We start from the raw sequence: 26,047 nt of genomic DNA, 5'->3' as shown, positions 1-26,047 counted from the left end.
TTTATTCGTTACACAAGCACGATGGCAGGCGTCCGATCACACTGCCTTGCCCGCGCGGCCTGCCAGTTCGACGACATAGTGCCAAGCGATACGGCCCGAGCGGGCGCCGCGCTGGCGCGCCCATAGCAGCGCGTCTTCGGCGTCGAAGACCAGCCCATAAGCTTTCGCATAGCCTGCGATCATCGCGAGGTAGGTGTTCTGGTCGCAGGCATGGAAGCCCAGGCTCAGCCCGAAGCGGTCGGCCAGCGCCATCCGGTCATCGACCGCATCGCGCGGGTTTACCGGATCGTCCTGCTCGCTCATGCTCCGCTCGGCGATCGCGCGGCGGTTGGAGGTGACGGCAAGACGGACATTGGCGGGCCGTGCCATCGCGCCGCCCTCGAGCAGCGAGCGCAGCGACCGCGCCGCGCTACTCGCCTCGGGCCCGTCGAAGCCGATATCGTCGATGAAGACGACGAAGCGACGGTCGATGCCGCCCAATTGGTCGAACAGAGCGGGGAGTGTCGCCAGCGCATCGGGTCCGCCACCGGCCTGAACCAGCGCCAGCGGGGCTCCCGCGGATTGCTGGGCTGCCACTGCAGCCTTGACCAAGGCCGACTTGCCCATGCCCCGGGCGCCCCACAGCAAGGCATCGTGCGCGGGCAGCCCGGCGGCATGACGCCGGACGTTCTCGACCAAGCTCGCCTTTTGCGCTTCGATGCCGACGAGACGGTCGAGCGCGATCGCCTGGAGGTCCGACACCGGCAGCACCGTTGTCCCATTCCAGACATAAGCGGGCGCCGAGGTCCAGTCGGTCGGCTGCAGCAGCGGCGGCGCGATCCGTTCGAGCGCGGCGGCAATGCGGGCGAGAGGGTCGGTGTCGGTCATTCAGGGGCGCCCTTTTCCGTCACCCCCGCGAACGCGGGGGGCCCGCTTGTCTTTTCGGCACCCGAGCAGAAGCGGGATTCCCGCGTTCGCGGGAATGACGATGTAAGCAAATCGGGAAAAAACCCCCTCACCCCGCCAGCGCTTCGGCATCCAGCGCGTAGAGCTGTTCCGCACCGGCCATCGCGCCTGCCTTGAGCCCGCAAGCCTCGGGCACCATGCGATCCAGATAGAACCGCGTGGTCACCAGCTTGGCGCTCAGGAAATCGGCATTGCCTTCGCCTGCGTCGAGCATCGCTTCGGCGGCGCGCTGCTGCTTGAGCATCAGCCAGCCGCTCGTCATCACCGCCATCATCGTGGTATAAGGATAGCTGCCCGCGAGCCGGTCATCGACCGATGCGCCGATCATCCATTCGGTGACCTCGGCGCAATCACCCGCCAGCGCCGACAGCGCGGGGTGGTTGCCGCAATCGCGCTGCACATCGGCAATCAGGCCGCGCACGACATCGCCGCCGCCCATGCCCAATTTGCGCCCGACAAGGTCCGCTGCCTGGATGCCGTTGGTGCCTTCGTAGATCTGCGCGATGCGGATATCGCGATAGTACTGTGCCGCGCCGGTCTCCTCGACATAGCCCATGCCGCCGTGCACCTGCACGCCCAGCGACGCGATCTCGCTGCCCAGATCGGTGCCATAGGTCTTGGCCAGCGGGGTCAGCAGATCGACCATCTCGCGCGCGCCGTCGATGCCGAGGTTGGCACGGTCGACAAAGCCAGAAGCGTAATAGAGCAACGCGCGGATCGCCTCGGTCCCCGCCTTCATCCGCAGCAGCATGCGGCGCACATCGGGGTGCTCGATGATCGCCACCGGATCACGGCCCGCACCGGCGCGCGCCGACTGGACGCGTTCGCGCGCGAACCACATCGCCTTTTGCGTCGCGCCCTCGGCGATCTGCACGCCCTGCAGCCCGACGTTGAGCCGGGCGTTGTTCATCATCGTGAACATCGCGCGGATACCGCCGAATTCGCCGCCGATCAGCTCTCCGACGCTCTCGCCGAACTGCAGCACGCAGGTGGGCGAAGCGTTGATCCCCATCTTGTGCTCGATCGACACCGTCTTGACGCCGTTGGCCTCGCCGGGGTTGCCGTCGGCATCCAGCCGATACTTGGGAACCAGGAACAAAGAGATGCCCTTGGTCCCGGCAGGCGCGTCGGGGGTGCGTGCCAGCACCAGATGGATGATGTTGTCGGCCATGTCGTGATCGCCGAACGAGATGTAGATCTTCTGCCCCTTGATCGACCAGGTGCCGTCGCCGCGCGGGGTCGCGGTAGCGCGCAACGCGCCGACATCGCTGCCCGCCTGCGGCTCGGTGAGGTTCATCGTGCCGGTCCACTCGCCGGTGGCAAGCTTGGGCAGGTACAGCGCCTTCTGCTCGTCGCTGCCATGATGGTGCAGCGCCTCGATCGCGCCGACCGTCAGGATCGGGCAGAGCGCGAACGCCATGTTGGCCGCGCCCAGCGAATCCAGCGCCACGGTGGCGAGCGAAAACGGCAGCCCCTGCCCGCCATGATCGGCAGGCGCGCTGAGCGCGCTCCATCCGGCCTCGACATAATGCTGATAGGCCTGGGCGTAGCCCTCGGGCATCTTTACCGCACCATCGACCAGTCGCGCACCAACGGTATCGCCGATCCGGTACAGCGGCGCGAACTCGCCGGCCGCGAACTCGCCGACGCCCTCGACGATCGCCTCGACCAGATCGGGGGTCGCCTCGGCAAAGCGCTCGAACGAGGCCAGCTCCTCGATTCCCGTAATGGTCCTGAGCACGAACAGCTGTTCGGTGGTCGGTGCGCTGAATGTCATGTCTTTTCCCTGCTGTGCCTTGCGTCTGCGCGCTGTATAGGCACCAACATGGCCGCTTCCAACCCTTCTGACGCGCAGATCATGCCTGCTGGCGACAAAGCGATTGCGCGCGCGGTGGCGATTCTGCGCGAGGGGCGTCCGGTCGCGCTGCCCACCGAAACCGTCTATGGCCTGGCTGCCGACGCGTCGCGCGCCGATGCCGTAGCGGCGATCTATCGCGCCAAGGGCCGCCCCGATTTCAATCCGCTCATCGTGCATGTCCCCGATATCGCCGCGGCAAGGCGGTTGGCGATTTTCGATGACCGTGCAGAAAAATTGGCCCGCGCGTTCTGGCCGGGTCCGCTGACATTGGTGCTGCCGCTGGCCGAAGGCGCGAACGTCGCTCCGGCGGTCACCGCAGGGCTGCCGACGATCGCATTGCGCTGCCCGGCGCACCCGGTGATGCGCGCGGTGCTCAAGGCTGGCGGCATGACGCTGGCCGCGCCGTCCGCCAACCGCAGCGGCGGCATCAGCCCGACCACCGCGGCGCATGTCGCCGCCAGCCTGGGCGACGGCGTGCCGCTGATCGTCGACGGCGGAGCGTGCAGCGCAGGATTGGAATCGACGATAGTTGCGCTGCGCAACTTTGCGGGAGCGCCAACGGGTTGGCAATTGCTGCGTCCCGGGCCGATCGATCCGGCCGCGATTGCCGCCCTGCTGGGCGAGGACCCGCTGCCGCTGACAGATCATGCCATCGAGGCGCCGGGGCAGCTGGCCAGCCATTATGCGCCGAGCAAACCGGTGCGGCTGCATGCGGATGCGGCTCAGCCAGGCGAGTGGCTGATCGGCTTTGGCGCGGTGGCGGGGGATGACACGCTGTCGGCGTCGGGCGATCTGGCCGAGGCTGCGGCCAATCTCTACGCAGCGCTGCACCGCGCCGATGCTTCGACCCGTGAGCGGATTGCGGTCGCGCCGATCCCGTCCGGCGGAATGGGCGATGCGATCAACGATCGGTTGAATAGGGCTGCGGCCTAGGCAGACGTTCGAACATGACCGTCAGATAGCAGTATTTGTCCGTCACTCCCGCGTTCGCGGGAATGACGCAGGTGGCGTTAACCGCCAAACCCCTCACCCTGCGGCCAGCCTGGGCCACGATAGGCAAGCACCTTGAACAGCGTCCCCATCTGGTCGGGCGAGACCAGCCGGTCGAGCGCGGTCATCAGCGCTTGCGCCTGCGATGGCTGGGTGCGCGCCAGCGTCGCGGCGCGTTCTGCAATGCCCAAAGCCATCAGCCAGTCGCCCTGCCCCACTGGTCCCAAGCAATCGACATCGCCAGCGAGGGCGATCTGCTTCAATTGCGCAAAATCGACCAGAGCGGTGAGATCGGCCAGGCCGGGGTCGACGAACGGATCGACCTTCTGATGCGCGCGCACCGCCTGCAGCGTGCTGCCGGTCTGCGGCGCGCTGTAACCGTAATCGATGAACAAAGCGGCTCCGCTCTGCGCCTTCAGCCGGGTGGCGATCTCGAAAGCCATGCCGCTGGCCGCCGGGCAGCTTTCCAGAATGGTACCCACCTCGCTCTCGGCCATCGCCGCCGGGACCGCGGTGTCCATCGGCCGCGCGCCTGCCACCGCCATGAACCGCTCGCCATTGTGCACCACTACCCGCTCGCGCCAGCCCTGCTCTGCGCGAACCACCTGGCGCACCGGCAGCGCGTCGAGAAATTCGTTGGCAACGATCAGCAGCGGCCCTTCGCGCGGAACGCTGTCCAGCCCGTCATGCCAGGTCGCCTGCGGGATCAGCATCTTCTGCATCTGCCGCAACCGGCTGCTGCCTTCGATCAGGTGCACCTTGGGGCGAAAGCCGAACTGTTCGCCCGCGCGCAGCGCATCGCTGGCCAGCGTGCCGCGACCGGGCCCGAATTCAACATAGTGGCACAGCGCCGGCTTGCCCGCGCGCTGCCACTGGTCGGCCAGCCACAGCCCGACCATCTCGCCGAACATCTGGCTGATCTCGGGCGCGGTGATGAAATCGCCCGCCGCGCCCAGCGGATCGGCGCGGTTGTAATAATGCGCGTTGGCCTCGGCCATGTAATGCGCGACGCTGATCGGCCCGGTCGCGCCGATCAGCCGCCGGAAGATCGCCTCGAGCCCCGCGTCTTCGGGTTCCCTTTCGTCGGGGCCGATATCGTCAGGCGAAGTCACGGATCAGGCCGTAGCGGGAAGCGGCTTTGCCACGCGATTGCGCGAACTGATCATCAGATACAGGCCGATCAGGATCATCGGTACGGTGAGCCACTGGCCCATGCTCATGCCTGTGCGCTGCGCGAACTCGATCAGGTGCTGGTCAGGGTTGCGGAAATATTCGACGAAGAACCGGCTTGCGCCATAGCCCGCCAGAAACACCCCGCCCAGAAAGCCGGGGCGGTGGCGGACATCGGTTTTCCAGAACAGCACCGCCAAGACGATCGCCAGCAAAAGGCCTTCCAGCCCCGCCTCGTACAGCTGGCTGGGGTGGCGCGGCAGGCCTGAAGGATCGGTCGGGAAGATCACCGCCCAGGCGACATCGGTCGGGCGGCCCCACAATTCGGCGTTGACGAAATTGGCGAGCCTGCCGAACAGCAGCCCGAACGGCACCACGCACGCGACATAATCGCCGACGCGCAGATAGCTCAGCTTGTTGCGCCAGACGAGATAGCCGATCGCCAGCATCACCCCGAGCAGCCCGCCGTGGAAGGACATGCCGCCTTCCCATACCTTGAACACCTCGAGCGGGGTTTCGAACAGATCCGGGCGGTAGAACAAGACGTAACCCAGGCGTCCACCCAGGATGATCCCCAGTGTTGAATAGAGCATCAGGTCATCGGCATGGCGCTGCGCCATCGGCGCACCGGGCTGCCTCAGCAGACGGCCCATATACCAATACCCCAGCAAAATGCCGACCAGATACGCAAGGCTGTACCATTTGAGCTGAAACGACCCGATGCTGAGCGCGACCGGTGACAGCCCCAGCTCCTCGAAGCGGATCGGAGCGGACGTTACGGCCGCCGCGATGTTACCGGCGAGCGCAGAAATTGGCAGGATCAAGGCTTTTCCCCACGGGTTTTACTGTCCATAAGGCCAGAACGTAAGAAAACGCCATAAGGGCTGAGCGCTCCAAGCGAAAGAGGAGAGATTTCGATGGCAACCGAGCTGGACCAGATGATGGACGAGGCGATCCAGGCGCTGACCGGCGACGGAGGCATGCTGCCTTTGACGCAATTCGAGAAATACGGCCAGAAACTGCCGATGATCGCATCGGCCCCGCCCGCGCTGTCGCAGTTCTTTGCGTATTTCTGCATGCAGCATGCTGATACCGAATTTCTGGTCGATGGCGACACCCGGCTGACCTATGGCCAAAGCTATGCCGCCGCGCGCCAGGTCGCCGCCACGCTGATCGCGGGCCATGGCATCGCCAAGGGCGACCGCGTTGGCATTGCCGCGCGCAACTCCGCCAACTGGATCATCGCCTATATGGGCGTGCTGATGGCAGGCGGCGTCGCCACCCTGCTCAACGGCTGGTGGCAAGGACCCGAACTGTGCGCCGGGATTACCGATGTGGGGTGCAAGCTGGTGCTGGCCGATGATCGATGCGCCCGGCGGATCGGTGAATGCGGCAATATCGGCGATGCACGGGTCATCACTTTCAGCCACGATGGACCGCCCGAAACCGGCCTGGCCTCGATCCTTGCCGCCGGCGGCGACCCCGCCACCGAACTGCCCGAACTCACCGGTGATGACCTCGCCACCATCCTGTTCACCTCTGGCTCCACCGGCCAGTCCAAGGGCGCCTATTCGGACCATCGCGGCGTGGTGCAGGGCACCTTCAGCTATGTCGCGCAGACGCTGATGGCGCTGAACATCGTCACCCGCCAGGGCAAGCCGCCGCAGGGCCAGCCGGCTACCTTGCTCAACGTGCCGCTGTTTCACGTGACCGCCGAAGTGCCGGTGCTGCTGCAGAGCTTCGTCATCGGACGCAAGCTTGTCCTCATGTCCAAATGGGATGCCGAAGAGGCGATGCGGCTGATCGAGCGCGAAAAGATCAGCTATTTCGTTGGTGTGCCACTGATGAGCTATGAAATCGCCTCGCACCCCAGCCGCGACAAGTACGACCTCACCACCTGCGTCACCTTTGCCGCGGGCGGCGCGCCCCGCCCGGTCGAACACGTCAAGCGGATCAAGGATTCCATGGACTGGGCCTTCCCGATCCTGGGCTATGGCCTGACCGAAACCAACGGCGTGGGCTGCGGTAACTTCAACGAGAATTACATGGCCAAGCCCGACAGCACCGGTCAGGCGTCACGGCCGCTGGTCGATCTTGCCATTCTCGACGACGACGGCCAGCCGATGCCTTCGGGCGATGTCGGCGAAGTCGCGATCCGATCGGTCGCCAATTTCCTGGGCTATTGGAACAACGAGGCGGCTACTCGCGCCGCGATCATGCCCGATGGCTATTTCCGCACCGGGGACCTGGGCTATATCGATCCCGAAGGTTATCTGTTCATCGTCGACCGCAAGAAGGACATCATCATCCGCGGTGGCGAGAACATCAGCTGCGTCGAGGTGGAGGCCGCGATCTATGCGCATCCCGATATTTCGGAAGCCAGCGTCTTCGGCATCCCCGATGAGCGGTTCGGCGAGATCGTCGGCGCGGTGTATGTGGTCCGCGACGGCGCCTCGCTCACCGATGCCGAACTGACCGATTTCCTGTCCGGCCAGCTCGCCCAGTTCAAGATTCCCGCGATGCTCTGGCAAAGCACCCAGGCGCTCCCTAGATTGGGGACAGCGAAGATCGACAAGGTCGGCCTGCGCAAGACCTATCAGGCCCAGGCGAAAGCCCAGGCGGGAGCCAGCAGCTGACCCTTAACCGACCCCTGCTTCGCTTATGCCAGTGACCACGGTAGCCAATCAGCGCGCGATCATCGATCGGCGTGCGCTGGACACCCAGATCGCCGCGCTTGCGGATGATCTGGGTGACAAGGCGCGTGCCGAAGTCGTGACTCTGCTGCGCGACGCGCTGGCGGCGGGGCGAGCGGAGATTGCGACGCGGCTGGTCGCCAATCCGGCGGGCGGGCATGAATGCGCAGGCGCGCAATCCTTCCTGATCGATCAGATCGTCCGGCTGATCCACGACTATGTCGTGCGATACCAGTATCCGGTCGCCAACCAGAGCATGGGCGAGCATTTCTGTATTGCGGCGGTCGGCGGTTATGGCCGCGGCGAGATGGCCCCGCACAGCGATGTCGATATCGCCTTCCTCACCCCGATGAAGAAGAACAGCTGGACCGAGCAGGCGATCGAGGCGGTGCTCTACATCCTCTGGGATCTCGGGCTCAAGGTCGGCCATTCCAGCCGGTCGATCGACGAGATGGTGCGCCAGGCCAAGGGCGACCTCACCATCCGCACCGCCCTGCTCGAGGGGCGCTATGTTTGGGGCGACCAGGATATCTATCGCGAGGCATCGGTGCGCTTCTGGAAAGAGGTCGTCACCGGCACTGCACGCGACTTCGTCTCGCAGAAGCTCGAAGAGCGCGACGCCCGCCACAAGAAGATGGGCGACAGCCGCTATGTCGTCGAACCCAATGTCAAGGACGGCAAGGGCGGTCTGCGCGATCTGCACACGCTCTACTGGATCGGCAAGTATATCCACCAGGTGCGCTCGGCCGCCGAGCTGGTTGATGCCGGGCTGCTGACGATGACCGAGTTTCGCGGTTTCCGGCGCTCGGCCAACTTCCTGTGGGCGGTGCGGTGCCATCTGCACGATATCACCGGACGCGCCGAGGACCGGCTGACCTTCGACCTGCAGCGCGAGGTGGCCAGCCGCATGCGCTTTGCCGACCGGCCGGGCAAATCGGCGGTCGAGCGGTTCATGCAGTACTTCTTCCTGAACGCCAAACGCGTCGGCGACCTGACCGGGGTGTTCCTGGCGCAGCTCGACGACCAGTTTGCCGCGCGCGACCGGCGCTACATTCCGGCGATCCTGCGCCGCCGTCCGCGCAAGCTCTCGGGCTTCGTGCTCGACCGCGGACGGCTCGCGCTGCCTCAGCCGGATTTCTTCCGCGAAGACCCGGTGCGGCTGATCGAGATCTTTCATCTGGCCGACAAGCACAAGGTCGAGATCCACCCCAGTGCGATGCGGCAGGCGAGCATGGATTCCGGGCTGATCGACCGGCATGTCCGCGCCGACCCGCGCGCCAATGCGCTGTTCATGGATGTGCTGTGCAGCCCGCGCGATCCCGAACTGGTGCTGCGCTGGATGAACGAGGCGATGGTGTTCGGCCGCTTCGTTCCCGATTTCGGCCGCGTCGTCGCGCAGATGCAGTTCGACATGTACCACCATTATACGGTGGACGAGCATTCGATCCGTGCGATCGGCCTGCTCGCGCGGATCGAATCGGGCGAGCTCAAGGACGATCATCCGCTCGCCTATGACGTGATGCAAAAGCTGATCAGCCGGCGGGTGCTGTTCGTCGCGACGTTGCTGCACGACATCGCCAAGGGCAGGCGCGGCGATCACAGCGTGCTCGGCGCAGAAGTCGCGATGAAGCTGTGCCCGCGGCTGGGGCTCAGCGAGGCGGAGACCGAGCAGGTCGCCTGGCTGGTGCGCTATCACCTGCTGATGTCCGCCACCGCGTTCAAACGCGATCTCACCGACTACAAGACCATCGCCGATTTCGCCGCGATGGTGCAGAGCCCAGAGCGCCTGAAGTTATTGCTCGTGCTGACCGTGGTCGATATCCGCGCGGTGGGTCCGGGCATCTGGAACAGCTGGAAACGGCAGTTGCTGGGCAATCTGTTCGAATCCACCGAGGAGCTGCTGCGGCTGGGCCACAAGCAGCATGGACGGCGCGAACGCGTGCTTGCCAAGCAGGATGCGGTGCGCGCCATGGTCGGGATCGACGAGGGCCGCTTCACCCAGATCGCGCGCAAGCTCGACGATGCCTATTGGATCGCCGAGCCCGAGGACATCATCGTCCAGAACATGCGGCTGATCGATGCGCATGACACCGAACCGCTCACCGTCTCGGCGGAATTCTACCCCGCGCGCGGCGCGACATTGGTGACGGTGAGCGCAGCCGACCATCCCGGGCTGTTCTATCGCATCGCCGGCGGAATTCATCTGGCGGGCGGCAACATCATCGACGCGCGGATCCACACGCGGCGCGACGGCATGGCACTCGACAACTTCCTGGTGCAGGATCCGCTGTGCCGGCCGTTCATGGAAGAAAGCCAGATCGCGCGGCTGAAGAGCGCGATCGGCGATGCGCTGGCCAACCGGGTCGCGCTGACCCCGCGGCTGATCGCCCGGCCCACCGCGCGCCCGCGCACCGAAGCGTTCAATATCGCGCCCGTCGTGCTGGTCGACAACAAGGCGTCGAACCGGTTCACCGTGATCGAGGTCAACGCCTTCGATCGGCCGGCGCTGCTCAACCGGCTGGCGTTTGCGCTGTTCGACCTCAAGTGCATCGTCCATTCGGCGCATGTCGCCACCTATGGCGAGCGTGCGGTCGACACCTTTTATGTGACCGATCTGCTGGGCGACAAGATCGACAGCAAGTCGCGGCTCAGGACGCTGGAAAAGCGATTGCTCGCCGCCGCTGCCGAGCAGCCGGAACAGGCCGCTGCGGCCTAGATCCTGCCGGTCAGGATGGCCCAGCCGGCCAGCGCATTCATCGCGGTGTAGACCACATAAGCGGGCAAGGCGATCGCCCAGCCCATCGCAGCGAAGGTCAAGGCCGACAGCAGGATCAGGAACTCGAGCAGATAGCTGCCATAGCCGCCCATGAACCGGCTGAACGCGGCGCGCATCTGCAGCGCCATCGGGTGATCCGATTCCATCGTCGCCTTGTGAAGCGCGAAATTGGCGATGCCGCACAGGAAGATGATGACGGTTGGCATGACGCATTCCTACCCAGCTTTTGCGGCGCTGCCAATCGGGTCAGTCGTGCATCGCGCGGACACTGCCCCAGGCTGGTGCAGACGTCGCCAGTCGAGGTGCCCGCTTGCCATGCCGGGAACTATTCGCGCCCCGGGGCGGTAGTCTTGGATACGCGCAGTCGATCGAGCGGCTGCCGTCAAGGAGATGCCCGATGACCGATACCGGCAGGAACGACCCCAACCACCCCGGCAAGAACGCCGACGAGACAAAGCCGCCTAAGCCTGCACAGACTCATGACGACGGCGGCCTGACCCCCAAGGATTCGCGCAACGTGACCGGCACCGCGGTGGTCGAGGATGGCCGGTGGACCGGCGCTTCGGTCCACCCTGAAGAAGGCCCCAAGGTTCCCGAACCCAAGGACTGAATTGCCCCCTTATCAGACCAGCGCGCCCGGTTCGTCGGTTCCACCCAGCACATAGCGCGGGCCCGAACCCCGCGCCGCGGCGCGGTCGTCCGGGTTGTAGAGCGCGCAGACATTGAGCGACAGGCAGCCGCACCCGATGCAGCCGTCGAGCCGATCGCGGGTCCGTTCGAGCGCGGCGATCTGGCGATCGAGCCGTGCCCGGAAGCTGCGGCTGATCGCCTGCCAGTCGCTGGGATCGGGTGCGCGCCCCTCGGGCAGGCGCGCAAGCTCGGCGATGATCTCCTCCAGCGTCAGTCCGATCTGCTGGGCGATCAGGATGAACGACAGCCGCCGAATATCCGACCGCGCAAAGCGGCGCTGCCCCGCGCCGTTGCGCATCGGATGCACCAGTCCGCGCGCCTCGTAGAAGCGGATTGCGGATACCGACAGCCCGGTGCGCCGGGCAAGATCGCCGATAGCCAGCAGCGTCGTCCGGGCCATCGCCCCCCTCCTGCAAAAAGCGTTTGACCTCAACTTAACTTGAGGTCGTACGAATCGCAATCAGCAGCCCCTGACGGGCATTTGCGAGGAGGAAGATGATGATAATGGACCAAGCTGTTCTCGAACATGTGAACCTGTCCGTGCGCGATTGCGATGCGTCCGCACGCCTGATGCACGACCTTTTTGGATGGAACATCCGGTGGCAGGGTCCGGCGATGAGCGTTGGCCGCACGGTGCATGTGGGAACAGCCGACAGTTATGTCGCGCTCTATTCGCCACCCGCCGAGCTTCTTGGCAAAACGCCGTTCGCCAAAGGTGTGCCGATGAACCATGTCGGCATTACCGTCGACGATCTGGACGCTGTCGAGGCGCGCGTGATCGCTGCCGGGCTGGAGCCGTTCAGCCACGGCGACTATGCGCCCGGACGCCGGTTCTATTTCTTCGACGATAACGGGATTGAATTCGAGGTGGTGAGCTACACAGGCTAGACGGTCAGTTCCACCCAAGTCGGGGCGTGGTCGCTGGCCTTTTCGCGGCCACGGTGATCCTTGTCGACGCCGATCGCCCTCAGCCGGTCGGCGGCCTGCGGGCTGAGCAGCAGGTGATCGATGCGAAAGCCGTGGTCGCGCTGCCAGGCGCCGGCCTGATAGTCCCAATAGGTCCACACCCCGCCCGCCGGACGCAACGTGCCGATCGCATCGGTCCAGCCATCGGCGAGGATGCGGCGATACGCGGCGCGGCTTTCGGGCTGCATCAGCGCATCCGATGCCATCGCGCGCACCGAATAGGTGTCGTTGTCGCGCGGGATCACATTGTAGTCGCCCGCGAGCACCGCAGGCACCTCTTCGGCCATGATCTCGGCGGCGCGTTTGCGCAGGCGCTCCATCCAGCGGAGCTTGTAGTCGAACTTGGGGCCCGGCTGCGGATTGCCGTTGGGCAGGTAGATGGATGCTACGCGCACCCCGTGGACATCGGCCTCGAGATAGCGCGAATGCTCATCCTCGGCTTCACCCTCGAGTCCGCGGCGCACTTCGACCGGCTGCGCATCGCGCGCCAGGATGGCGACCCCGTTGAAACCCTTCTGCCCGTGCCAGATCGCGCCATAGCCGAGCTTCTCGAACTCGGCGGCGGGGAAGCCCTCGTCCTGCGTCTTGATCTCCTGCAGGCAGGCGATCGCGGGCCGGGTCTCGTCGAGCCATTCGAGCAGGCGCGGCAGACGCGCCTTGATACCGTTGATGTTGTAGGAGGCGATACGCAGCATGGCCGCCTTCATATCGGCGCGATGCACGCTTGCCCAGCGATTTAGCCCCTGTTCATTTCGGCGCGCCTAAGCCACGATCAATCGACACGTTTGGGGAGGTCATTATGCGCCGTTCGTCACGTTTCTGGATGGGAGCGGCCCTGACCAGCCTGATTTCCCTCACCCCCGCGCTGGCGCAGGACGCAAGCCTGCCGGATGGCCCCAGCACGCAAGGCAACGTCTCGGTCACCGTCTATAACGGCGGCACCTCGCTGGTGCAGGACATCCGCAGGCTCAACATCGCCAGCGGCACCAGCCGCATCGAATTCCCCGATGTCTCGGCGCAGATCCAGCCCGAGACCGTCTCCTTCGCCGCCGATGGCGCAACGATCGTCGAACAGAACTTCGACTACGACCTGCTCACCCCCGGCAAATTGATGGAAAAGGCGGTGGGCGAGACGATCACGCTCGTCCGCACCAACCCGGCGACCGGCGCGGAAACGCGCGAGCGCGCCAAGGTGCTTTCGGTCAACCAGGGCGTCGTCGTGCAGATCGGCAGCCGCATCGAGGTGCTGCGCGACGACGGCCTGCCGGTGCGCGCGATCTTCGACAAGGTGCCCGACAATCTGCGCGCGCGCCCCACCCTCTCGATCACGCTCGACAGCCAGCGGGCGGGCACCCGCGATGCCGCGATCCGGTATCTGACCGGAGGCCTCGGCTGGTCGGCGGACTATGTCGCGCTGTTCGATGAGGCCAAGGGCAGCGTCGACGTGCAGGGCTGGGTGACGCTGTCGAACAGCTCGGGCACCACCTATCGCAACGCCGATACGCTGCTCGTCGCGGGCAATCCGCAGGGCGCATCGGGCTTTGGCGGAGGTGCCCAAAGAGGTGGGGGTCGGAATATCCGCAGCGCCGGGACCGAGACCGCCAACCGCGAGCGCCTCGGCGATTTCTATCTCTACCCCGTCGGCCGGACGACGATCGCTGACAAGCAGACCAAGCAGATCAATTTCCTCGACGTGCAGGGCGTGCCCGCATCGCGCGCCTATGAATACCGCGTTGGCTGGCTGGCCAGCATCACCGAACCGGCGAGCGCCGACACCGTGGTCAAGTTCAGCTCGAGCGCCACTGGCGGGCTCGGCGATGCCCTCCCCGCTGGCGCAGTGCGCTTCTACCAGCGCGACCAGCGCGGATCGCCGCAGTTCATCGGCGAGAACGCGATCGACCACACCCCGATGGGCAGCGCGCTCGCGCTCAAGACCGGCGAGGCGTTCGACGTCAAGGTCAAGACCACCGTGGTCGAGCGCAAGCGGCTGTCGAGCACCCGCTGGCAGACCAGCATGCGGTACGAGCTGACCAACGCGCGCGATGGCGCGGTCAGCGTCGACCTGATGCAGTCGGGGCTCGACTTCGGCTGGACCGATACGCGGATCGTGACCGAGAGCCTGAAGAGCGAGCGCAGGAACAGCAACGCAGTGGTGTGGGCGGTGCCGGTGCCTGCCAATGGCAGCGCGGAGGTGACTGCGACTTTTGAGACCAGGTATTGAGGGGAAGAACAGGGCTGAATTGATGCGCCTTACCCCTCTCCCGAGTTCCCGAGCGAAGTCGAGGGACCTTGCGCCACCGTTCACGCGCGCGTCCCTCGACTTCAGCCTGAGGCTGAAGTTTATCCTGAGCGACGCCGACAGGCGGCGTCGAAGGGCTCGGGAGTGCGGGATAGGGGTGCTTGGAGTCTTGGCCCTGATGGCGGCGCTCATCTCCCCCGCCCACACCCAGACCCGCCCGGAAATCATCTCCCCCAAACCCGATTCGGTTCAGGTCACGATCTATCGCGACCCAGCTCGCGGCAATGGTGGCGGGATGAACCTCAACTTCCTCAACGGCTTTGCGGTGGTCACCGAAACCCGCCGTATTACCGTCCCCGCAGGCCCGGCGACCATCCGCTTCGCCGGTGTCGCCGAGGGCATGGTTGCGGTGTCCGCCGTGATCCGCGGGCTGCCCGGTGGGATCATCGAGCAGAATCGCGACAAGAAGCTGCTTTCGCCAGGTTCGCTGGTCGATGGCACATTGGGCAACCGCGTGACGCTGCGCCGCACCGATCCCGCCACCGGTGCCGTCACCGAGCGCGATGCAGTGATCCGCAGCGGGTCGCAAGGCGCGCTGGTGGTCGAGACCGAAGCCGGCGTCGAGGCGCTGCAGTGCTCCGGCCTGCCCGAAAAGATCATCTACGAGAACCTGCCCGGCGGACTGTTCGCCACCCCGGTGCTGTCGGTCGACACCGTCTCGCCTCAGGCCGCGACCGCCGAGGTGACACTGACCTATCTTGCCGCCGGTTTCGACTGGAACGCCGATTATGTCGTCAAGCTCGGCGCGGACGGCACCTCTCTCGACCTGTTCTCATGGCTGACGCTCGCCAACGGCAATGCCGAGAGCTTTGCCGATGCCGAACTGCTGGTGATCGCGGGCACGCTCAACATCCGCCAGCCGATGCGAGCGATCGCCGACAAGCCGCAGGCGACGCCGCTCTATATCCAGTGCTGGCCGCGCGGCAGCACCGCGCGGGGCATATTCGAGCCGCCGCCGCCGCCACCTCCGCCGCCACCGATGATGATGGCCCCTTCCGCTATGCGTGCCGAATCGGCAGACGCCATCATGGTCACGGCTTCTCGCAAGGTCGAGGCGGAGCTCGAGGCGTTGGGCGACCTCAAGCTCTACCGGGTCCCCTTCCGCTCGACCGTCGCGGCCAAGGGGCAGAAGCAGGTGAAGCTTTTGGGCAAGCAGAACGTGCCTGCGCGGCTGGTTTATCGCGGGAGTGCGGACGGTTCTGGCGAAGAACCCGGGCCATTGCAGATCGAGGTCCGCATGGACAACAAGACCGCGACGGGCTTGGGCCTGCCGCTGCCCTCGGGCCGGATCGCGGTGTTCGACGGCGCAGGCGACAACGGCCTGTTGATCGGCCAGGGCCGGATGCGCGATTATGCGGTGGGGCAGGAGGTGAAGTTCACCATCGGCCAGAGCAACGCGGTGCAGTTGGCCTCGATGCGCACGCAGGGGACATCGAAGAGCGGCTGGGATGGCTATAGGCTGGAGTTGACCAACGCCAATCCCGGGCCGGTCACCGCCGAGATCGATCTGGCAGGACTCGCCGATGTCGATCTGCGCAAGGCCAGCGGCCGCACGATCCGCAAGGATGGCAAGCACGTCTGGCTGGTCACTATACCAGCCAATGAACGTGTAAAGCTGACTTACGAATCGCGCAGCAAATATCGCTAAGCGGCGCCCTTATTGAGGGGCCAGCGCGCCCTTATTTGGGTGCCAGCACCATCAGCATCTGGCGGCCTTCCATGCGCGGATAGGCTTCGACCTTGGCGACTTCCTTGACGTCTTCCTGCACCCGCTGGAGCAGGGCCATGCCGAGCTGCTGGTGCGAAAGTTCGCGGCCACGGAAGCGCAATGTCATCTTGACCTTGTCGCCCTCGTCGATGAACGAATGAACCTTCTTCATCTTGACCATATAGTCATGGTCATCGATGTTCGGACGCATCTTGATCTCTTTGATTTCCTGCGTCTTCTGATTCTTGCGCGCGGCATTGGCCTTTTTCTGGGCCTCGTACTTGTACTTGCCGACGTCGAGGAACTTGGCGACCGGCGGCTCTGCGTTGGGGGAAACCTCGACCAGGTCCAGCCCAACGGCGGCTGCGCGCTCTATCGCTTCTTCGGTACGCAATACGCCTACATTTTCGCCATTCTCATCGATCACCCGAACCTGGGGCGACTGTATGAACTGATTGAAGCGCGGGCCGGATTTCAGTGGCATGGTGAGGCCGCGACGGGGGGCTGGCGGACGTATAGCGAATTCTCCTGATGGTTTCTTGAGCGCGCCATATAAGCCAAGTTGCTCAATAGATAAAGGGGCTGATGCGCTGTTCGTGCCGCAAATGCCGCAGATATTGGTACCAGCGTTGCAAAGTCGCAACGATCCCTGTCGTTTGGAGAGCCGGTGCGGGCCGGTGCGCCATAGATCGCGACTCGCAGCGATGCTTGTTCCGCATGGCGAACGACCCCATATCGACTGCTTGTGCGGGGGCCGAACGGAGACCGGAATGACACAGACACACGCCGACACCGCCAGCGCGATCACCCATGAAACCACATCATCGGGCGGCCGCTTCCTTTATCAGGCGCAGGGCGCCCAGGCGGAACTCACCTATGCCAATGCCAGCGCCAGTTCTGGCGCGACGCGCGTGGTGGCCGATCACACCTATGTGCCCGATTCGATGCGTGGCCAAGGGATTGCTGCCCGGCTGGTCGACGCGCTGATCGCCAAGGCGCGCGCGGACCACTGGACCATCGTGCCGCGCTGCAGCTACGTCGTCACCGCGTTCAAGCGCCACCCCGAGTGGAGCGACGTTCTGGCGGACTGAGCTGACAGAAAAATCCGTCGCCGGCGAAATGGTGCTGCTGGGGAGGATTGAACTCCCGACCTCAGCCTTACCAAGGATGCGCTCTACCACTGAGCTACAGCAGCACACCATTTCGCGGACGGCAGCGATGCGGGGCAGATGCCTGCCCGCTCGCAAGGCCTGCGCCTATGCGCAGGCGCCAAAGCTTTGTCAACCCTCGCAAGCCTTGCCAAATCGCAGACTGTCGCGTTAAGCCGAGCTGGCCATGTCCGATACGCCTTCCCCACCAAAGAGCCAGCGCCCGGCTCAGCCTGCACCGCGCGCCGACGAGGCACGCAAGGCGCGACTGGCCGCGAATCTGCGCGCCAACCTCAAGCGGCGCAAGGCCCAGGCGCGCGCGACCGATACTGCCGACGAATAAATTTTTCCGTCAGCCGCGCGCAAAAAACTGCAGGTGGACGAGCCGCCCGGTGTCGGCGGTGGCGCCGAAGCCATCGGCCGAATTGTGGAACAGCCACGGGCTGAACAGGATCAGGCGGTTGAACCGCATCGGCACCCGCATCACCCGCTCCCAGCGCGCCGCGTGCACCGTGTCGCGGTTGACCACATCTTCCACCAGCGCATTGACATCGGCATAGCCGGCCTGCGCCAGGCCCAGCGGATCGGTCGGCACTTTTTCGAGGCCTGTGCGCTTGTGGCGGAAGAAATCGGTGCCGCCGCGCGCGTCCTCATTGCGGCTGAGATAGAGGATGCCCGAATAGAAGCACGGATCGATATGCACGCCACTGACCCCGCGATCGCCCTTGAGCGTCAGCCGGCAATGGCCATGGCTGGTCCCGGGTTGCGGCCTGACCGGCACGCCGATGATTCGCGAGACCGTCTCTTCGAGCCCCGTGACCGGCAGCGGTGCGCCTGAAAGCGTGCCTGGATAATTGCCGTGACGAGTCGCGGGATCGTAATCCAGCGCCAGCGCGGCGGTGCGCGCATTGAGCGGATCGGCGAGAAAGTCGTCCACGATCAGGAGCGAGGGTAACATACGATCCGGGCATAGCGGGTGAGGCGCCTGCGCGAAAGGGACGATGGTTGCGCTCGCGGATCGCTGCGTTACACAGCATCCATGCAGGCGACGGGCCCCTTTTCATGCGCATCCTGATCATCGGGGCAGGCATATCCGGACTGGCCGCCGCGTTGGCGCTGGTGCGCATGGGCCATGAGGTGCGCTTGCTGGAGCGCGCCGATGGCCTGCACGAGGTGGGTGCCGGGCTGCAGCTTGGCCCCAATGCGATGCGGGTGCTCGGCCAGCTGGGCGTCGCCGAGCAGGTGATCGCGGCAGGGCAACGCCCGCAGGCGATCACGCTGCGCGATGGCCGCAGCGCGCGCGAAATCCTGAAAGTTCCACTGGGCGACGCAGCGCTGCGGCGCTGGGGTGCGCGCTATGTCACGCTGCACCGCGCCGATCTGGTCGCGGTCCTGGCTTCTGCGCTCGAGGCGACACAGCCCGGCGCGCTTGTCACCGGCTGTGCTGTCGAACAGATCGATTCCGCGGCGGCGCAGGTGGTGACGGCGGACGGGCAGACGCTCTCGGCCGACCTGATCATCGGCGCCGACGGCATCCATTCGCGCGTCCGCACCGCGTTGTTCGGACCTGAGACCCCGCGCTTCACGGGGCATGTCGCGTGGCGCGCGCTGGTCGCGGTGGACAAGACCGATCCCGCAGCGCCACCTGCCGGCGTGGGCGCCTGGCTGGGGCCACGCCGTCATGCGGTAACCTATCGGGTGCGGCCGAACCTCGTGAATTTCGTTGGCGTCACCGAACAGTCGGACTGGCGCGAGGAGGGCTGGAACCTGCCCGGCGATCCCGAAAGGCTGCGCGCCGAATTTTCGGGATGGGATGCGATCACCCGGTTGCTGGCCCGCGCCGAAGCCCCGCTGCGCTGGGCGCTGCACGACCGCAAGCCGATGCGCGCCTGGCACAAGGGCCGCACGGTGCTGATCGGCGATGCCTGCCATCCGATGCTGCCGTTCCTGGCGCAGGGCGCGGCGATGGGGGTCGAGGATGGCTATATGCTCGCCAGACTGCTGCCGATGGCGGCGGACGATGCGACGATTGACGCAGCGCTCGCCCGCTTCTTCGCGCTCCGCCAGCCGCGCACCGCCCGGGTGCAGGCCAACGCGCGCGCCAATGGCGTCGATTTCCACGAGGGCAACCCGCTGGCGACGCTCGCCATGCGGCTGCCCTTGGGCCGCGCTGCCTCTGCGCGTCCCGATGCCGTGATGGCGCGCTGGGACTGGCTGTATGGCGGCGGCCCGGTGCCCTCGAACCGCCGTGACCTTGCCTAGTGCCTGGCTTTCCCGCATAAGCGCGGCGCACGCCGGACACCGGGGAAAGCATGGCGGAGAAAGCATGGCCGACCAACCGACGATATTCGTCCTTAACGGACCCAATCTCAACCTGCTGGGCCTGCGCGAGCCCGAGATCTATGGCGCCGATACGCTCGACGACATCGCCGACCGGCTCGAAGACCGCGCGCAGGCGCTGGACCTCGCCATCGACATGCGCCAGTCGAACCACGAAGGCCATCTGATCGACTGGCTGCACGAGGCGCAGGCGAGCGGAGCCAAGGCGGTGCTGCTCAACGCGGGCGCCTTCACCCACACATCGATCGCGCTGTACGACGCGATCCGGTCGATCACCACGCCGGTGATCGAGGTCCACCTGTCGAACCCGCATGCGCGCGAGGATTTCCGCCATGTTTCGTGGGTCGGCAGGGCGGCGAAAGGCACGATTTCTGGCTTCGGCGCAGCGTCCTATCTATTGGCGCTGGAGGCCGCAGCCTTGCTATAACCAGTTTGCGGTTGTGTTTTCGGGCACGCCGCGGGCATAGGTCTAAACTATCGAATTTGCGCGAGGTGCTGAACTAAAGGCATCCGCGAACCAGAACCACAAGGGCGCAGGACAAGACAATGGCATCACCAAGCAGCAAAAGCGGCAATGCTAAACAGGGAGGCGGCATGAACATTGACAGCAAACTGGTACGCGAACTGGCAGAACTGCTGGGCGAAACCGGGCTGAGCGAAATCGAGGTCGAAGACGGCGATCGCAAGATCCGTGTCGCGCGCACGATCAGCGCCGCACCGGTGGCAAGCGTTGCCGTCGCTCCCGCGCCTGCGCCCGCTGCTGCTCCGGCGAGCGCGCCTGCCGCTGCTGCGCCCGCAGAGCCTGCTGCGCCGTCGATGGCCAATGCCGTCAAATCGCCGATGGTCGGCACCACCTATCTGGCCCCCGAACCCGGCGCGGCCCCGTTCATCAGCGTCGGCGCGAGCGTCAAGATCGGCGATCCGCTGCTGATCATCGAGGCGATGAAGGTGATGAACCCGATCACCGCCGAACGCGCGGGCAAGGTTACCGCGATCCTGGTCGAGGACGGGCAGCCGGTCGAGTTCGACCAGCCGCTGGTCGTCATCGAGTAACATTCCCATGGCCATCAAGAAAATCCTGATCGCCAATCGCGGCGAAATCGCGCTGCGCATTCACCGCGCCGCGCATGAAATGGGCATCAAGACGGTGGCGGTGCACTCCACCGCCGATGCCGATGCGATGCACGTGCGGCTGGCCGACGAGGCGGTGTGCATCGGCCCGCCGCCTGCCGGGCAGAGCTATCTCAACATCGCCAACATCATCTCGGCGGCGGAGATCAGCCAGGCCGATGCGATCCATCCGGGATACGGCTTCCTCTCGGAAAACGCCAAGTTCGCCGAGATCGTCGAGGCGCACAAGATCATCTGGATCGGCCCCAAGCCCGAGCATATCCGCACGATGGGCGACAAGGTCGAGGCCAAGCGCACCGCAGGCGCGCTCGGCATGCCGCTGGTCCCCGGCTCCGACGGCGCGATCAAGGACGTCCACGAAGCCAAGATCATCGCGGCCTCGATCGGCTATCCGGTGCTGATCAAGGCGGCATCGGGCGGCGGCGGTCGCGGCATGAAGGTGGTCCCATCCGAGGACCAGCTCGAAACGCTGATGCAGCAGGCGGGCAACGAAGCCAAGTCGGCGTTCGGCGACGACACCGTCTATATGGAAAAGTACCTCGGTAATCCGCGCCATATCGAGTTTCAGGTGTTCGGCGACGGCAAGGGCAACGCGATCCATCTAGGCGAACGCGACTGTTCGCTGCAGCGCCGCCACCAGAAGGTGCTCGAGGAAGCCCCCTCGCCGGTGATCACGGCAGAAGAGCGCGAACGCATGGGCGGCGTGGTGTGCAAGGCGATGGCCGATATGGGCTATCGCGGCGCGGGCACGATCGAGTTCCTTTGGGAAAACGGCGAGTTCTACTTCATCGAGATGAACACCCGGCTGCAGGTCGAGCATCCGGTGACCGAGGCGATCACCGGGGTCGATCTGGTGCGCGAACAGATCCGTATCGCCGAAGGACATCCGCTCTCGGTCAAGCAGGACGAGATAGAGTTTCGCGGCCACGCGATCGAATGCCGGATCAACGCCGAGGACCCGCGCACCTTCGCCCCCTCGCCCGGCCTGGTCAGCTATTACCACCCGCCCGGCGGCATGCATGTGCGCGTCGACAGCGGGCTGTACGCCGGCTACCGCATCCCGCCTTATTACGACAGCATGATCGCCAAGGTCATCGTCTATGGGCGCACCCGCCAGGGCTGCATCATGCGGCTCAAGCGCGCGCTCGAGGAGTTCGTGATCCAGGGCGTCAAGACGACGATCCCGCTGCATCAGGAGCTGCTCAAGCAGGACGATTTCCTGTCGGGCGATTATACCATCAAATGGCTGGAAGAGTGGCTGGCGCAGCTCGATGCGCAGGAAGCCGAACAGAAATAGGCGGCCTTGGCGGGCTGACATAGGGGGAACGGTGATGATGCGTTGGTCTGCGATACTGCTGCTCGGGTTCACCGTCCCTCTGGCCGCGCAGGTGGCGACGCCCGACCGGCCGGTGACCGACCCCGCCAGCCTAGCCTCCCCCGCCAACCCAGATGCCCGGCCGGTACCGCTCGACGATATCGGCACCACGCGTAGCCTTGCAGGCGTGACGTGGAGCGCGGACGGCAAGCAGGTGTTCGTCTCGACCAACATTACCGGTCGCTTCAACATCTGGCGCACCGATACCGATGGCAGCTGGCCGGTGCAGATCACCCAGTCGGACGAGGTCCAGTCGGGCCTTGTCGCCTCGCGCGATGGCCAATGGGTGTATTTCGAGGAAGACGTCGGCGGTAACGAATATGCCGATATCTACCGCGTGCCGACCGGCGGCGGTTCGGTCGAACGGCTGACGCAGACCCCCGACATCGCCGAAAGCGACATGCTGACCAGCGCGCAGAGCGATCTCATCGCGCTTTCGACCAAGCTCAAGTCCGAAGGCCAATCCAACCTCGCGGTGATGGGTCCCGATGGCAAGGTCCGCAACCTCACCGCCGAGAAGGACCCGCAGTTCAATTGGGGTCCGGTCGCGTTTGTCGACAACGGCAAGGCGATCATCGCCAACCGCATCCGGGTCGACAGCCGCGAGGGCGAGGTGTGGAAGGTCGCCATTGCCGATGGCAAGGCGATCAAGCTGCTCGGCGGCAAGGACGTGCGCTACGAGGCCGCCGATGCGACCGCAGACGGCAGCCTGATCGCGGTGTCGACCAACAAGGACACCGGCCAGGACCACGCCGGCGTCTACCAGGTATCGGACAAGAGCTGGAAGTGGCTCAAGCCGACGCCGTGGGAGCAGCTGGCCGGCGCGTTCGTCGATGACGGCAAGACGCTGATCGCGCGGACCAACGCCGATACCCGCTCGACGCTGTACCGCGTCGATCTGGCCAGCATGCAGCAGACGGCGCTGCCGCTCGACCCGGGCGTCAACAACCTTGCGGGCGCGCAGCCGTTGTCGCCCGATGGCCGGATGCTGCTGACAACCCGCTCGGGTGCGGATTCGCCAACCAACCTGTATCTTGTCGATCTCGCCGCCAGCACGGCGCGCCCAGCGACCCAATTGGCGATGGCCAGCCTGACGCCCGCCGTCCTGCCCAAATCGAGCGTCGTGACCTACAAGAGCTTCGACGGCACATTGGTCAGCGCGGTGGTGACGATGCCGTTCAACCTCAAGCGCGACGGCTCCAACCCCGCGATCGTGCTTCCGCACGGCGGGCCGACATCGGCGACGCAGGACGGCTTCAGCCAGTACGCCGCTGCCTTTGCCAGCCGCGGCTACATCGTGATCGCCCCCAATTTCCGCGGATCGACCGGCTATGGCGATGCCTTCCAGAACGCCAACTACAAGGATCTGGGCGGCGGCGACCTCAAGGACACGGTCGCAGCCAAGCAGTTCCTGGTCAGCACCGGCTATGTCGACAAGGCCAAGGTCGGCATCTTCGGCGGGTCGTATGGCGGGTTCATGACGCTGATGGCGATCGGCCGCACCCCCGACGAGTTCGCCGCTGCGGTGCAGTGGTTCGGGATCATCAACTGGAACACGATGTACCGCGACCAGGACGAGCGGCTGAAAGCCTATCAGCGCGGTTTGCTGGGCACGCCTGACGAGAATCCCGATGTCTACAAGGCCTCCTCGCCGCTGACCTATCTCAATGCCGCCAAGGCGCCGCTGCTCACCATCCAGGGGGAAAACGACATCCGCGTGCCGCGCGGCCAGGCGCAGGAGGTCAACGATCTGCTCAAGGCCAAGGGCAACATCGTCGAGACGGTGTATTATCCGCAGGAAGGCCATGGTTTCGACCGGCGCGAGAACCGGCTCGATTCGCTGCGCCGGACTGTCGCGTGGTTCGATACCCATCTCAAGGGCGAAACCGCGAAGTAGGCAGAATGCTGCACTGCACAAAAATCGATTGAAACCCGGGCAGGCATTGATCATATTGACCGGATGGATATCAACAAGACCGTGCTTGAGGCGATCGCTTTGCGCAAATGCCTTGAAGCAACCTACAACCGCACCCGCATCCGGCTAGCGCCGCACATTCTCTATACGCGCCACGACCAGCTGTATCTGGATGGCGTGACGCTGGAGCGCGACGGCAAGCCCCCGCGCGAGATCAAGGTGGGCGCGTTCAAGCTCGACGGCCTGGGTGAGCTTGCGCTGACCGACCGGCTGTTCGATCCGCAACCGGTGTTCAACCCCGCCGAGGACCGCTACCAGGGCAACACCCTGTTCGCGGTGGAAATGGCGTAAACGCTTCTCGCGTTTATCCTGCTGGGTCCTGAAACGCGGCGACGATGTCGCCGGTCACCCGCGCCGGGCGCCCGGTGACCTTGTCGAGCATCGCCCATGTCGAGATCGCGCTGACAATATCCCTGCCGTTCGCATCGGCAAACACCGCGTGCCGGGCAAAGCGCGCACCTTTGGGACTTCCGGGTACCCAGGTGCGGCCCACGGCCTGCTCGCCCAGCTTGATGTTGCCGCGATAATCGATCTCGTGGCGGACGATCACCCAGAAATACGCATCGACATGCACCGGGTCCGCCGCGGCCTGCCAGTGCGCCACCGACAGCTCCTGCAGCCACTGCACCCAGACGGCATTGTTGACATGGCCGAGCTCGTCGATGTGCTGCGGCTCGGCGGTAAAGGTGCGGGAGAAGGTGTTCATGGTGAGTGGCCCAAGGTAAAAAAACAAACCTCTCCGAGTTCCCGAGCGAAGTCGAGGGGCGTGATCGCGGACGGTCGCGCAAGCGTCCCTCGACTTTAGTTTACCCTGAGCGGCTGGCTTGCCAGCCAGCCGAAGGGCTCGGGACAGACGGAGGGGGGAGCGCGATGTTTAAAGAAAAAGGCCCGGTCTGCTTATGCTGACCGGGCCTTAATCTCAATCCGCCTTGGTGTCGCTGGCCTTCTTGGCCGCGCGCGGTTTTCTCGCCTTGGGCGCCTTGGGCGGCGCGGGGACGATCTCGAACGCCATCGCGCCGTCCTTCATATGGACGTTGACCTCGCCGCCCTGCACCAGTTTGCCGAACAGCAGTTCCTCGGCCAGCGGCTGCTTGATCTTCTCCTGGATAAGCCGCGCCATCGGGCGCGCCCCGTACAGGCGATCATAGCCCTTCTCGCACAGCCAGTCGCGGGCTGCCTGGTCGAGGCGGATGTGGACGTTCTGTTCGGCCAGCTGCAGTTCGAGCTGGAGGATGAACTTGTCGACCACGCGCGCGACGACCTCGGTGCCGAGATAGGCGAACGGCACCACCGCATCCAGACGGTTGCGGAATTCGGGGGTGAACATCTTCTTCACCGCCTCGTCCGACGCGTCTTCCTTGCTGACATCGCCAAAGCCGATGCCTTCGCGCGCCATGTCGGCGGCCCCGGCATTGGTGGTCATGATCAGTACGACGTTGCGGAAGTCGACCGTCTTGCCGTGGTGGTCGGTCAGCTTGCCGTTGTCCATCACCTGCAGCAGGATGTTGAACAGATCGGGGTGCGCCTTCTCGATCTCGTCGAGCAACAGCACGCAATGCGGCTGCTGGTCGATCGCATCAGTGAGCAGACCGCCCTGATCATAGCCGACATAGCCCGGAGGCGCGCCGATGAGACGCGAAACCGAGTGCCGCTCCATATACTCCGACATGTCGAAGCGCTGCAGCGGGATGCCCATGATGCTGGCGAGCTGACGCGCGACCTCGGTCTTGCCGACGCCGGTCGGGCCGGAGAACAGATAGTTGCCGATCGGCTTGTCGGGATCACGCAGGCCCGCGCGGCTGAGCTTGATCGCGCTCGACAGCACCTCGATCGCCTTGTTCTGGCCGAACACGACGCGCTTGAGGTCACGGTCGAGATGCTCGAGCACCTTCTTGTCGTCCTTCGACACCGATTTGGGCGGGATGCGCGCCATCGTCGCGATCACGCTTTCGATCTCGCGCGCGGTGATGATCTTGCGCCGCT

26 protein-coding genes and 1 tRNA gene are annotated in these 26,047 nt (G+C 65.1%); 15 read left to right on the top strand and 12 right to left on the bottom strand.

The window, feature by feature from the left end:
- Positions 1-36: 36 nt before the first annotated feature.
- Both QUV11_RS15095 and QUV11_RS15090 read right to left on the bottom strand, forming a co-directional pair.
- Entirely contained in the window at positions 37-867 is an 831-nt protein-coding gene (locus QUV11_RS15095) for an ATP-binding protein (protein WP_300883722.1), read from the bottom strand.
- Positions 868-994: 127 nt separating this feature from the next.
- Entirely contained in the window at positions 995-2,722 is a 1,728-nt protein-coding gene (locus QUV11_RS15090) for an acyl-CoA dehydrogenase (RefSeq protein WP_300883721.1), read from the bottom strand.
- Positions 2,723-2,770: 48 nt separating this feature from the next.
- On the opposite strand from QUV11_RS15090, the gene QUV11_RS15085 reads away from it, so the two are divergent.
- Positions 2,771-3,736, top strand: coding sequence for an L-threonylcarbamoyladenylate synthase (locus QUV11_RS15085; protein WP_300883720.1), 966 nt, complete (start codon positions 2,771-2,773; stop codon positions 3,734-3,736).
- Between the two features lie 77 nt (positions 3,737-3,813).
- On the opposite strand, the gene QUV11_RS15080 is transcribed toward QUV11_RS15085, so the two are convergent.
- On the bottom strand, positions 3,814-4,905 hold the full coding sequence (locus tag QUV11_RS15080; RefSeq protein WP_300883719.1) for an SAM-dependent methyltransferase: 1,092 nt from the start codon (positions 4,903-4,905) through the stop codon (positions 3,814-3,816).
- A gap of 3 nt (positions 4,906-4,908) precedes the next feature.
- A complete protein-coding gene (lgt, locus tag QUV11_RS15075) occupies positions 4,909-5,787 on the bottom strand; it encodes a prolipoprotein diacylglyceryl transferase (protein WP_300883718.1) in 879 nt (292 codons plus the stop codon).
- A 93-nt stretch (positions 5,788-5,880) separates the two neighbouring features.
- On the opposite strand from lgt, the gene QUV11_RS15070 reads away from it, so the two are divergent.
- Both QUV11_RS15070 and QUV11_RS15065 read left to right on the top strand, forming a co-directional pair.
- Complete coding sequence (locus tag QUV11_RS15070) at positions 5,881-7,599, top strand: class I adenylate-forming enzyme family protein (RefSeq protein ID WP_300883717.1); 1,719 nt, start codon at positions 5,881-5,883, stop codon at positions 7,597-7,599.
- 25 nt (positions 7,600-7,624) lie between these two features.
- Positions 7,625-10,372, top strand: a complete 2,748-nt coding sequence (locus QUV11_RS15065) for a [protein-PII] uridylyltransferase (RefSeq protein WP_300883716.1) — start codon at positions 7,625-7,627, stop codon at positions 10,370-10,372.
- Here QUV11_RS15065 and QUV11_RS15060 read toward each other — a convergent pair.
- Complete coding sequence (locus QUV11_RS15060; RefSeq protein ID WP_300883715.1) at positions 10,369-10,638, bottom strand: hypothetical protein; 270 nt, start codon at positions 10,636-10,638, stop codon at positions 10,369-10,371. The two genes, QUV11_RS15065 and QUV11_RS15060, sit on opposite strands and share 4 nt — an antisense overlap.
- Before the next feature lie 191 nt (positions 10,639-10,829).
- Between QUV11_RS15060 and QUV11_RS15055 the strand changes: the two genes are divergently transcribed.
- A complete protein-coding gene (locus tag QUV11_RS15055; RefSeq protein WP_300883714.1) occupies positions 10,830-11,042 on the top strand; it encodes a hypothetical protein in 213 nt (70 codons plus the stop codon).
- Positions 11,043-11,054: 12 nt separating this feature from the next.
- Here QUV11_RS15055 and soxR read toward each other — a convergent pair whose 3' ends face one another.
- Positions 11,055-11,522 (bottom strand): redox-sensitive transcriptional activator SoxR, encoded by a 468-nt coding sequence (gene soxR / locus QUV11_RS15050; RefSeq protein ID WP_300883713.1) that lies wholly within the window; start codon positions 11,520-11,522, stop codon positions 11,055-11,057.
- Positions 11,523-11,626: 104 nt separating this feature from the next.
- Here soxR and QUV11_RS15045 point away from each other — a divergent pair, with 104 nt between their 5' ends.
- Complete coding sequence (locus QUV11_RS15045) at positions 11,627-12,010, top strand: VOC family protein (protein ID WP_300883712.1); 384 nt, start codon at positions 11,627-11,629, stop codon at positions 12,008-12,010.
- On the opposite strand, the gene xth is transcribed toward QUV11_RS15045, so the two are convergent.
- Positions 12,007-12,780 (bottom strand): exodeoxyribonuclease III, encoded by a 774-nt coding sequence (gene xth / locus QUV11_RS15040; RefSeq protein ID WP_300883733.1) that lies wholly within the window; start codon positions 12,778-12,780, stop codon positions 12,007-12,009. The genes QUV11_RS15045 and xth overlap by 4 nt on opposite strands.
- Before the next feature lie 107 nt (positions 12,781-12,887).
- Here xth and QUV11_RS15035 point away from each other — a divergent pair, with 107 nt between their 5' ends.
- Together QUV11_RS15035 and QUV11_RS15030 are read left to right on the top strand one after the other, a co-directional pair.
- The gene (locus tag QUV11_RS15035; protein ID WP_300883711.1) at positions 12,888-14,309 is read left to right on the top strand and encodes a DUF4139 domain-containing protein; all 1,422 of its coding nucleotides are present in this window, start codon (positions 12,888-12,890) and stop codon (positions 14,307-14,309) included.
- A 196-nt stretch (positions 14,310-14,505) separates the two neighbouring features.
- On the top strand, positions 14,506-16,035 hold the full coding sequence (locus QUV11_RS15030) for a hypothetical protein (RefSeq protein WP_300883710.1): 1,530 nt from the start codon (positions 14,506-14,508) through the stop codon (positions 16,033-16,035).
- Positions 16,036-16,066: 31 nt separating this feature from the next.
- Here QUV11_RS15030 and infC read toward each other — a convergent pair whose 3' ends face one another.
- Complete coding sequence (gene infC / locus QUV11_RS15025; protein WP_300883709.1) at positions 16,067-16,579, bottom strand: translation initiation factor IF-3; 513 nt, start codon at positions 16,577-16,579, stop codon at positions 16,067-16,069.
- Between the two features lie 286 nt (positions 16,580-16,865).
- Between infC and QUV11_RS15020 the strand changes: the two genes are divergently transcribed.
- On the top strand, positions 16,866-17,186 hold the full coding sequence (locus QUV11_RS15020; protein WP_300883708.1) for a GNAT family N-acetyltransferase: 321 nt from the start codon (positions 16,866-16,868) through the stop codon (positions 17,184-17,186).
- Between the two features lie 29 nt (positions 17,187-17,215).
- Here the strand turns inward: QUV11_RS15020 and QUV11_RS15015 are convergent.
- A tRNA-Thr gene (locus QUV11_RS15015) sits at positions 17,216-17,290 on the bottom strand.
- A 140-nt stretch (positions 17,291-17,430) separates the two neighbouring features.
- Between QUV11_RS15015 and QUV11_RS15010 the strand changes: the two genes are divergently transcribed.
- Entirely contained in the window at positions 17,431-17,586 is a 156-nt protein-coding gene (locus QUV11_RS15010) for a hypothetical protein (RefSeq protein WP_300883707.1), read from the top strand.
- Positions 17,587-17,595: 9 nt separating this feature from the next.
- On the opposite strand, the gene QUV11_RS15005 is transcribed toward QUV11_RS15010, so the two are convergent.
- Positions 17,596-18,201 (bottom strand): DUF6445 family protein, encoded by a 606-nt coding sequence (locus tag QUV11_RS15005; protein WP_300883706.1) that lies wholly within the window; start codon positions 18,199-18,201, stop codon positions 17,596-17,598.
- A gap of 104 nt (positions 18,202-18,305) precedes the next feature.
- Here QUV11_RS15005 and QUV11_RS15000 point away from each other — a divergent pair, with 104 nt between their 5' ends.
- The 6 genes from QUV11_RS15000 (at position 18,306) to QUV11_RS14975 (ending at position 24,355) form a co-directional block, all read left to right on the top strand.
- A complete protein-coding gene (locus QUV11_RS15000) occupies positions 18,306-19,505 on the top strand; it encodes an FAD-dependent monooxygenase (protein WP_300883705.1) in 1,200 nt (399 codons plus the stop codon).
- Between the two features lie 64 nt (positions 19,506-19,569).
- Positions 19,570-20,010, top strand: a complete 441-nt coding sequence (aroQ, locus tag QUV11_RS14995) for a type II 3-dehydroquinate dehydratase (RefSeq protein ID WP_300883704.1) — start codon at positions 19,570-19,572, stop codon at positions 20,008-20,010.
- Between the two features lie 167 nt (positions 20,011-20,177).
- Positions 20,178-20,636, top strand: a complete 459-nt coding sequence (accB, locus tag QUV11_RS14990; protein ID WP_300883703.1) for an acetyl-CoA carboxylase biotin carboxyl carrier protein — start codon at positions 20,178-20,180, stop codon at positions 20,634-20,636.
- Between the two features lie 7 nt (positions 20,637-20,643).
- Complete coding sequence (accC, locus tag QUV11_RS14985; RefSeq protein WP_300883702.1) at positions 20,644-22,011, top strand: acetyl-CoA carboxylase biotin carboxylase subunit; 1,368 nt, start codon at positions 20,644-20,646, stop codon at positions 22,009-22,011.
- A 34-nt stretch (positions 22,012-22,045) separates the two neighbouring features.
- The gene (locus QUV11_RS14980) at positions 22,046-23,986 is read left to right on the top strand and encodes a S9 family peptidase (protein ID WP_300883701.1); all 1,941 of its coding nucleotides are present in this window, start codon (positions 22,046-22,048) and stop codon (positions 23,984-23,986) included.
- A 63-nt stretch (positions 23,987-24,049) separates the two neighbouring features.
- Positions 24,050-24,355 carry a hypothetical protein gene (locus QUV11_RS14975; protein ID WP_300883700.1) on the top strand — a complete coding sequence of 102 codons (306 nt, stop codon included), beginning with the start codon at positions 24,050-24,052 and terminating at the stop codon, positions 24,353-24,355.
- Positions 24,356-24,368: 13 nt separating this feature from the next.
- On the opposite strand, the gene QUV11_RS14970 is transcribed toward QUV11_RS14975, so the two are convergent.
- Together QUV11_RS14970 and QUV11_RS14965 are read right to left on the bottom strand one after the other, a co-directional pair.
- Positions 24,369-24,770: a thioesterase family protein gene (locus QUV11_RS14970; protein ID WP_300883699.1), complete on the bottom strand. Its 402-nt coding sequence runs from the start codon at positions 24,768-24,770 to the stop codon at positions 24,369-24,371.
- A gap of 213 nt (positions 24,771-24,983) precedes the next feature.
- Positions 24,984-26,047, bottom strand: a 1,064-nt coding sequence (locus QUV11_RS14965; RefSeq protein WP_300883698.1) for an AAA family ATPase, incomplete at its 5' end; no start/stop codon positions are given.

The sequence above is a fragment of the Blastomonas sp. genome (assembly GCF_030373265.1).
Taxonomy (GTDB): domain Bacteria; phylum Pseudomonadota; class Alphaproteobacteria; order Sphingomonadales; family Sphingomonadaceae; genus Blastomonas.
Note: the sequence above shows the minus strand (reverse complement) of the source record. Positions and strands in the feature narration are given on the sequence as shown.